At 52.9% G+C, this 5,505-nt stretch carries 2 tRNA genes and 3 rRNA genes; all 5 read right to left on the bottom strand.

Annotated features, from left to right (window positions below):
• Positions 1-24 precede the first annotated feature (24 nt).
• Positions 25-139 (bottom strand): 5S ribosomal RNA (gene rrf, locus KZO34_RS18555).
• Between the two features lie 83 nt (positions 140-222).
• Positions 223-3,116, bottom strand: a 23S ribosomal RNA gene (locus KZO34_RS18550).
• Positions 3,117-3,437: 321 nt separating this feature from the next.
• Positions 3,438-3,513, bottom strand: a tRNA-Ala gene (locus KZO34_RS18545).
• Between the two features lie 44 nt (positions 3,514-3,557).
• A tRNA-Ile gene (locus KZO34_RS18540) sits at positions 3,558-3,634 on the bottom strand.
• Between the two features lie 89 nt (positions 3,635-3,723).
• Positions 3,724-5,263: ribosomal RNA gene (locus tag KZO34_RS18535) — 16S ribosomal RNA — on the bottom strand.
• The 16S, 23S and 5S rRNA genes sit together here with 2 tRNA genes alongside, the layout of an rRNA operon.
• Between the last annotated feature and the right edge of the window lie 242 nt (positions 5,264-5,505).

The raw sequence follows: 5,505 nt of genomic DNA, 5'->3' as shown, positions 1-5,505 counted from the left end.
GAAGCTGGGGTTTAGGTATTAAGAGTCTGACGATGACCTACTCTCACATGGGCAATGCCACACTACCATCGGCGCAGGCCTGTTTCACTTCTGAGTTCGGGATGGGATCAGGTGGTTCCAAGCCGCTATGGTCGTCAGACAAAACGGTTGATCACTGGGGGACGAGATGGAATGTGATAGAGATTTCGTTGTTGCGTTATCCGCAATTGTCTTGGGTGTTATATAGTCAAGCCGCACGAGCAATTAGTATCGGTTAGCTCAACGCCTCGCAGCGCTTACACACCCGACCTATCAACGTCCTGGTCTTGAACGGCTCTTCAGGGACCTCGAAGGTCCAGGGAGATCTCATCTTGGAAGGGGCTTCCCGCTTAGATGCTTTCAGCGGTTATCCTATCCGAACATAGCTACCGGGCAATGCGTCTGGCGACACAACCCGAACACCAGCGGTTCGTCCACTCCGGTCCTCTCGTACTAGGAGCAGCTTTCCTCAAATCTCCAACGTCCACGGCAGATAGGGACCGAACTGTCTCACGACGTTCTAAACCCAGCTCGCGTACCACTTTAAATGGCGAACAGCCATACCCTTGGGACCGGCTTCAGCCCCAGGATGTGATGAGCCGACATCGAGGTGCCAAACACCGCCGTCGATGTGAACTCTTGGGCGGTATCAGCCTGTTATCCCCGGAGTACCTTTTATCCGTTGAGCGATGGCCCTTCCATACAGAACCACCGGATCACTATGACCTGCTTTCGCACCTGCTCGACGTGTCTGTCTCGCAGTTAAGCGGGCTTGTGCCATTACACTAACCGCATGATGTCCGACCATGCTTAGCCCACCTTTGTGCTCCTCCGTTACGCTTTGGGAGGAGACCGCCCCAGTCAAACTACCCACCACACAGTGTCCTCAACCCCGATAAGGGGTCCAAGTTAGAACCTCAAACAGCTCAGGCTGGTATTTCAAGGTTGGCTCCACGATGACTGGCGTCACCGCTTCAAAGCCTCCCAGCTATCCTACACAAAACTGCTCAAAGTTCACTGTGAAGCTATAGTAAAGGTTCACGGGGTCTTTCCGTCTAGCCGCGGATACACCGCATCTTCACGGCGATTTCAATTTCACTGAGTCTCGGGTAGAGACAGCGCCCCCATCGTTACGCCATTCGTGCAGGTCGGAACTTACCCGACAAGGAATTTCGCTACCTTAGGACCGTTATAGTTACGGCCGCCGTTTACCGGGGCTTCGATCAAGAGCTTCGCACGAATGCTAACCCCATCAATTAACCTTCCGGCACCGGGCAGGCGTCACACCGTATACGTCCACTTTCGTGTTTGCACAGTGCTGTGTTTTTAATAAACAGTCGCAGGGGCCTGGTATCTTCGACTGGCTTCTGCTCCACCCGCAGGGGCTTCACATACAACCAGCGTGCCTTCTCCCGAAGTTACGGCACCATTTTGCCTAGTTCCTTTACCCGAGTTCTCTCAAGCGCCTTGGTATTCTCTACCTGACCACCTGTGTCGGTTTGGGGTACGGTCTCGAATAGCCTGAAGCTTAGAAGATTTTCCTGGAAGCATGGCATCAATGACTTCCCGCCCTAAAAGGGCAGTCGTCGTCGCGTCTCAGGATTGTGGACCCGGATTTGCCTAAGTCCACTCCCTACTCGCTTAAACCGGGACAACCGTCGCCCGGCTCACCTAGCCTTCTCCGTCTCTCCATCGCAGCTATCCAAGGTACGGAAATATTAATCCGTTTCCCATCGACTACACCTTTCGGTCTCGCCTTAGGGGCCGACTCACCCTGCGCCGATTAGCGTTGCGCAGGAACCCTTGGTCTTCCGGCGTGCGGGTTTTTCACCCGCATTGTCGTTACTCATGTCAGCATTCGCACTTCTGATACCTCCAGCATGCTTCTCAACACACCTTCGCAGGCTTACAGAACGCTCCCCTACCCCGCATACAAAGTATGCAGCCGCAGCTTCGGTGACCAGTTTGAGCCCCGTTACATCTTCCGCGCAGGCCGACTCGACTAGTGAGCTATTACGCTTTCTTTAAAGGATGGCTGCTTCTAAGCCAACCTCCTAGCTGTCTGAGCCTTCCCACATCGTTTCCCACTTAACTGGTACTTGGGGACCTTAGCTGGCGGTCTGGGTTGTTTCCCTCTTCACGACGGACGTTAGCACCCGCCGTGTGTCTCCCGGATAGTACTCACAGGTATTCGGAGTTTGCATCGGGTTGGTAAGTCGGGATGACCCCCTAGCCGAAACAGTGCTCTACCCCCTGTGGTATTCGTCCGAGGCGCTACCTAAATAGCTTTCGGGGAGAACCAGCTATCTCCGGGCTTGATTAGCCTTTCACTCCGATCCACAAGTCATCCCCTGGCTTTTCAACGACAGTGGGTTCGGTCCTCCAGTTGATGTTACTCAACCTTCAACCTGCTCATGGATAGATCGCCCGGTTTCGGGTCTATGCCCAGCGACTAAATCGCCCTATTCAGACTCGGTTTCCCTACGGCTCCCCTAAACGGTTAACCTCGCCACTGAACATAAGTCGCTGACCCATTATACAAAAGGTACGCCGTCACGGAACAAGTCCGCTCCGACTGCTTGTACGCATACGGTTTCAGGATCTATTTCACTCCCCTCACAGGGGTTCTTTTCGCCTTTCCCTCACGGTACTGGTTCACTATCGGTCAGTCAGGAGTATTTAGCCTTGGAGGATGGTCCCCCCATATTCAGACAGGATATCACGTGTCCCGTCCTACTCGATTTCACTAAACTCAGGTTTCGGATACGGGGCTATCACCCACTATGGCGGCACTTTCCAGAGCCTTCTCCTACCAGTTGTTTAGCTTAAGGGCTAATCCCCGTTCGCTCGCCGCTACTTAGGGAATCTCGGTTGATTTCTTTTCCTCGGGGTACTTAGATGTTTCAGTTCCCCCGGTTCGCCCCTTACACCTATGGATTCAGTGCAAGGTACCTGGCCGAAACCAGGTGGGTTTCCCCATTCAGAAATGTCCGGATCACAGCTCGTTTGCCAGCTCCCCGAACCTTATCGCAGGCTTCCACGTCTTTCATCGCCTCTGACTGCCAAGGCATCCACCGTATGCGCTTAGTTGCTTGACTATATAACCCCAAGACAACTGATCACGATTCAACGCTCTTCACCAGGCAAGCCTGACAAAGAACCCTGTTTCGAGACAGCCACTTGAAGTCATATACAACCACTTCAACGACAACACCGGATAACGCTTGAAATCGCTATCACTTGATTATCGAATTCCGGAGATAATGGAATCCAATAATCGGTATTTCTATCTCGTCCAATTTGTTAAAGAGCAAATCTGACCCAGTGATCAGAAAGAAGAACTTCATCCAACAACCGGTGTCGTCGTGATGAAATGCTTGTTTCTGGACACTGCTAACCGGAGTTAGTCAGTAAAGTTTTGGTGGAGCTAGGCAGGATCGAACTGCCGACCTCCTGCGTGCAAGGCAGGCGCTCTCCCAGCTGAGCTATAGCCCCATTTAAGCTACCTCAAATCGTTCAACCCGCAAGCTGCGCGATTTTGGTGGGTCTGGGTGGACTTGAACCACCGACCTCACCCTTATCAGGGGTGCGCTCTAACCACCTGAGCTACAGACCCAATGGTACGGGCCTGATAGACCCATCTGCTCTCTTTATTAATCAACCAAGTAATTCGTGTGGACTCTGACCGAAGCTTTCGGCTTCGTTTAAGGAGGTGATCCAGCCGCAGGTTCCCCTACGGCTACCTTGTTACGACTTCACCCCAGTCATGAACCACACCGTGGTAATCGTCCTCCCGAAGGTTAGACTAACTACTTCTGGTGCAATCCACTCCCATGGTGTGACGGGCGGTGTGTACAAGGCCCGGGAACGTATTCACCGCGACATTCTGATTCGCGATTACTAGCGATTCCGACTTCACGGAGTCGAGTTGCAGACTCCGATCCGGACTACGATGCGTTTTGTGAGATTAGCTCCCCCTCGCGGGTTTGCAGCCCTCTGTACGCACCATTGTAGCACGTGTGTAGCCCTGGCCGTAAGGGCCATGATGACCTGACGTCATCCCCACCTTCCTCCGGTTTGTCACCGGCAGTCTCCCTAGAGTTCTCAGCCGAACTGCTAGCAACTAGGGATAGGGGTTGCGCTCGTTACGGGACTTAACCCAACATCTCACGACACGAGCTGACGACGGCCATGCAGCACCTGTGTCAGAGTTCCCGAAGGCACCAATCCATCTCTGGAAAGTTCTCTGCATGTCAAGGCCAGGTAAGGTTCTTCGCGTTGCGTCGAATTAAACCACATGCTCCACCGCTTGTGCGGGCCCCCGTCAATTCATTTGAGTTTTAACCTTGCGGCCGTACTCCCCAGGCGGTCAACTTAGTGCGTTAGCTGCGCCACTAAGGATTCAAGATCCCCAACGGCTAGTTGACATCGTTTACGGCGTGGACTACCAGGGTATCTAATCCTGTTTGCTCCCCACGCTTTCGCACCTCAGTGTCAGTGTTGGTCCAGGTAGCCGCCTTCGCCACTGGTGTTCCTTCCTATATCTACGCATTTCACCGCTACACAGGAAATTCCACTACCCTCTACCACACTCTAGCCTGACAGTTCGAAATGCCGTTCCCAGGTTAAGCCCGGGGCTTTCACATCTCGCTTATCAAACCACCTACGCGCGCTTTACGCCCAGTAATTCCGATTAACGCTTGCACCCTCCGTATTACCGCGGCTGCTGGCACGGAGTTAGCCGGTGCTTCTTCTGTGAGTAACGTCAAGCCTCACGAGTATTAGTCGTAAGGTTTTCCTCCTCACTGAAAGTGCTTTACAACCCGAAAGCCTTCTTCACACACGCGGCATGGCTGGATCAGGGTTTCCCCCATTGTCCAATATTCCCCACTGCTGCCTCCCGTAGGAGTTCGGGCCGTGTCTCAGTCCCGATGTGGCTGATCATCCTCTCAGACCAGCTACGGATCGTCGCCTTGGTAGGCTCTTACCCCACCAACTAGCTAATCCGACATAGGCACATCCAATAGCGCAAGGTCCGAAGATCCCCTGCTTTCTCCCGAAGGACGTATGCGGTATTAATCCGGGTTTCCCCGGGCTATCCCCCACTACTGGGCAGTTTCCTATGCATTACTCACCCGTCCGCCGCTCGTCAGCATCTAGCAAGCTAGATCTGTTACCGCTCGACTTGCATGTGTTAAGCCTGCCGCCAGCGTTCAATCTGAGCCATGATCAAACTCTTCAGTTTAAATCATACAAGAATCCGAAGATTCTCTATTCTTGCTCAAGACAAAACTCAATTTCGACGAGTCACTGTCCTGATATTTCGTATCCGAAATACCTCGGCCAGCGCCCACACGAATTACTTGGTCAATTTTTTAAAGAGCGTTTGAGCTGTTGCTCAATCAAGGCCGCGTATTCTACATCGAACCGCCACCTTGTCAACCGTTATTTTTCTCTGTTTTCCGTCTCCGGAAAGCGCCGAAAAAT

The organism is Marinobacter sp. F4206, assembly GCF_019392195.1.
Classification (GTDB): domain Bacteria; phylum Pseudomonadota; class Gammaproteobacteria; order Pseudomonadales; family Oleiphilaceae; genus Marinobacter.
The sequence above is the reverse complement of the archived record's forward strand: the minus strand, read 5'-3'. Positions and strand labels throughout refer to the sequence as shown.